The organism is Thioalkalivibrio halophilus, assembly GCF_001995255.1.
Lineage (GTDB): Bacteria > Pseudomonadota > Gammaproteobacteria > Ectothiorhodospirales > Ectothiorhodospiraceae > Thioalkalivibrio > Thioalkalivibrio halophilus.
This window is the reverse complement of sequence record NZ_MUZR01000087.1, coordinates 1-2,852: the sequence shown is the minus strand read 5'-3', so window position 1 is coordinate 2,852 and position 2,852 is coordinate 1. Positions and strand designations below refer to the sequence as shown.

The 2,852-nt window shown below is 62.0% G+C and carries 5 protein-coding genes and 1 pseudogene; 1 reads left to right on the top strand and 5 read right to left on the bottom strand.

The window, feature by feature from the left end; all coding sequences use genetic code 11:
• Together B1A74_RS13860 and B1A74_RS13855 are read right to left on the bottom strand one after the other, a co-directional pair.
• Positions 1 to 210, bottom strand: a 210-nt coding sequence (locus B1A74_RS13860; protein ID WP_483028316.1) for a virulence RhuM family protein, incomplete at its 3' end; no start/stop codon positions are given.
• The gene (locus B1A74_RS13855) at positions 207 to 401 is read right to left on the bottom strand and encodes a type I restriction-modification system subunit M N-terminal domain-containing protein (protein ID WP_244269237.1); all 195 of its coding nucleotides are present in this window, start codon (positions 399 to 401) and stop codon (positions 207 to 209) included. The genes B1A74_RS13855 and B1A74_RS13860, both read right to left, overlap by 4 nt.
• Positions 402 to 921: 520 nt before the next feature.
• Between B1A74_RS13855 and B1A74_RS13850 the strand changes: the two genes are divergently transcribed.
• Positions 922 to 1,539, top strand: a complete 618-nt coding sequence (locus B1A74_RS13850; protein WP_244269238.1) for a c-type cytochrome — start codon at positions 922 to 924, stop codon at positions 1,537 to 1,539.
• 106 nt (positions 1,540 to 1,645) lie between these two features.
• Here B1A74_RS13850 and B1A74_RS13845 read toward each other — a convergent pair whose 3' ends face one another.
• The 3 genes and pseudogenes from B1A74_RS13845 to B1A74_RS13835 form a co-directional block, all read right to left on the bottom strand.
• Complete coding sequence (locus B1A74_RS13845) at positions 1,646 to 1,948, bottom strand: type II toxin-antitoxin system RelE/ParE family toxin (protein WP_077244972.1); 303 nt, start codon at positions 1,946 to 1,948, stop codon at positions 1,646 to 1,648.
• Complete coding sequence (locus B1A74_RS13840) at positions 1,945 to 2,226, bottom strand: type II toxin-antitoxin system Phd/YefM family antitoxin (protein ID WP_077244974.1); 282 nt, start codon at positions 2,224 to 2,226, stop codon at positions 1,945 to 1,947. Before B1A74_RS13840 ends, B1A74_RS13845 begins: the two co-directional genes overlap by 4 nt.
• Before the next feature lie 110 nt (positions 2,227 to 2,336).
• Positions 2,337 to 2,813 (bottom strand): annotated as a pseudogene (locus B1A74_RS13835) (lipase family protein); the annotation flags it as partial.
• Positions 2,814 to 2,852 lie beyond the last annotated feature (39 nt).

Here is a 2,852-nt window from a genome sequence, read left to right as displayed (position 1 = left end):
CACTTTCGACAGTAACTCGCGCCGCACCTGGCGCGTCCCTTCCTGACGAACTATTAAGTTTTCCTTAATAGTTGCCTCGGCGGACAGCTCGCCGCTCTCCAGGATGTTCCTGACGTGGGTGTTGATGTTGGGCACCGAGGTCTGGAACAACTCCGCCATCTCCGCCTTCCCATCCTCGCTGCGGTAGAGGATCAGCTCGCCCCCGCTCATGCGGTCACCTTCTTCAGCATCTCGTAGTCCTCCAGCACCTGCTCCCTGGTGCGCGCCAGCACACAATCCAGACGACGCAGCACCGTCATGGGCAGCATGACCTTGCGGTATTGCGGTGGCCGGCAGGGGCCACGCAGCTTGTTCGCGATCTCGAAGACGAAGTCGATCCGGCTTGTGGTGTGAGTGGTCATCTATGCCCTCGCCTTTGCGGCTGGTCAAGATCGGAGCCTTTAACGGGCCATGACGCCTGGCTCGGCCAAGCAAGGCCGCCCCACGGAATGAGGCCGACCGACGCACCGTGCTATAACGGCGCCACCAAGTCGACATCGGGCACATCGGGATCCAGCGGGGCGAGTCTGTCGCTTATCCTTTTTCCGAGCTTCCTTCACGTCGTCCGCCAACAATGCCTTGAGCGCGACGACGCCCTGCCCGAAGCCGCGTAGCGGGATCTGCAGCGCCGCCTCACGCAGGCCTTCCCGCTACCAGCGTATCCGTCTACCTCGCCTTCACCCAGTACGAACCGGAGACCTACCTGACCCGGGTAAGCTGAGGGCAACGAGACGGCCGCAGAGTCCCCCGCCCTTGAGCACTCCAGCCGCCCAGCAAAGCCGTGTGCCTCTTCTACAATCGGAGACCTCCGTTCCGCACGCAGGGACCCCGATGACCGCACCCCGAACCCCCAACCGACGCGCCCCACCGTTGCTGATCCTCATGGCGAGCGTATGGCTCGCCGCTGGCGCAGCCACCGCCGACCAAGACGCCGGAGCCCGCATTGCGCAGGAAGGCAACGACCGCGGTGCGACCGCCTGCATCCAGTGCCATGGAGCACAGGGCCAGGGCCAGGCGCAGCCCCCGTTCCCGCGCCTGGCCGGGCTCCCGGAGCAATACCTGATTGAACAGATGGACGCCTACCAGGACGGCCGGCGCGCGAACGCCACCATGGCGCAGATCGCCCGGAACCTGGACGATGACGAGATCCAGGCGATCAGCCGGCATTACGCCGAGATGGAACCCGCAGGCGGTCCGTACAACGTACCGGAGGACCTGATCAACCGAGGCCGCGACATTGCCCTTGAAGGCCTCCCCGACCGCAACATTCAGTCCTGCGCCACCTGCCACGGGGAGCAAGGACGCGAACGCAACCCCATCCTGCCCCCGCTGGCCGGCCACCCGCCCCGGTACCTGATGGCACAACTACAGGCCTATGCCGAAGGTGCGCGCGAAACGTCCCTGGCCGGCCTGATGCAGGGCATCGTCAGCGAACTCGCAGAAGAAGAAAAGGCCGCCCTCGCTGCCTACTACGCCTCCCTGCCGGCCAGCGACCAATAACCGGGGCCCTCAGGGCCCACACCCTCTTCACCGTAGCCAACGCCCAGCTCACACGCCGGTTTGGAGCCAAGAAGCGGCGGAAAATCGGTCGCTGTGTAGCCGGTGGTTATGTTTCGTCATCATCAAGATCGGACATACGCAATAGCTGACTACTGCGACGCACAGTCAGAATATCAATCTGATCTTTGATGCTATAAATTACCCGGTACGCTCCGAATATCAGCTCCCTTATGCGAGGTGATCCCACCTCGGGAACCATGCGTCCACTTTTGGGAAAATCAGCTAACCGCTCTACTGCGGTAAATAAATCATCAACCCACCGTACCGCAGCATCCGGACTATCTTCTGAAATATACCGCGCTATGTCCTCGACACGCTCCAGCGCAAGCGGGGACCAGACAATCTTCATTGGGTCAGCCCACTCAAAACCCGGCTCTTCGCATCTTCATGCCCTGTACCATCCCCGGAAGCTATTTGTTCTTCCGCCTTATACACTTCTTCGAGTATTTCCAGACGTTCTTGCATCTTCTCGTACTCGTGAACATCCACCAGTACTGCAACGCCCCGACCTCTTTGTGTCAGCACCATAGGACGACGGGTTTCATGGAGCTGCTTTACGAATGTGGCTACCCCTGCACGAAATTCAGACAGAGGACGGATATCTTCATCTACTCGAACCCTTGACATGGAAACCACCCGGTACATTTTGGCGTACGTTTAAGAGTACAACCTTGCCTGAAGGCAAACAAGGTATCCGACGGAAGGAACAGCCGGGCTCAAGAGTCCCCGCAGTAGAACTACCCGATCACCCGCCCCTCCCGCACCCCACGCGCATACGCCTCCATGAAATGGTCGCTGACGAGGCGCCAGCGGGCGCGGGTCTTGCCGGGGAACAGGCGCAGCAGCTTCGGCAGCAGTTGCACCGCGGCGATGGCGAGCACGGCCATGACGATGCCCTTCGCGTACCATGGCAGGGTCATCATGCCGAGCGCCTCCAGTCCGGTGAGGCCGCCCCAGACCAGCAGCAGCGTGAGGCCGACCAGCAAGGCCTGGCGCCAGCCGACATCCTTGAAGACGCGCCACCAGGACGGATCCTTGCGGACATCGCCGTTGCGCTCGATGTAGACGTTGCGGCCGGTGTGTCGGAACCCGAGCGCCACCGGCGGCACCCGGGGCACCAGGTCGGCGCCGTTGACGATCCGGAAATGGGGATAAGGCGACGCGCCCTCCAGATGCCTGGCCTGCTCGGCGCCGAACACTCTGGGAGAGCCGAAGGTGTAGACGGCCGCGAGTCCCTATCAGTCAACGTAGTT

Coding starts and splice junctions, on each gene's coding strand:
- B1A74_RS13855 (WP_244269237.1), bottom strand. CDS start 401: ATGACCACTCACACCACAAGCCGGATCGACTTCGTCTTCGAGATCGCG.
- B1A74_RS13850 (WP_244269238.1), top strand. CDS start 922: ATGGCGAGCGTATGGCTCGCCGCTGGCGCAGCCACCGCCGACCAAGAC.
- B1A74_RS13845 (WP_077244972.1), bottom strand. CDS start 1,948: ATGAAGATTGTCTGGTCCCCGCTTGCGCTGGAGCGTGTCGAGGACATA.
- B1A74_RS13840 (WP_077244974.1), bottom strand. CDS start 2,226: ATGTCAAGGGTTCGAGTAGATGAAGATATCCGTCCTCTGTCTGAATTT.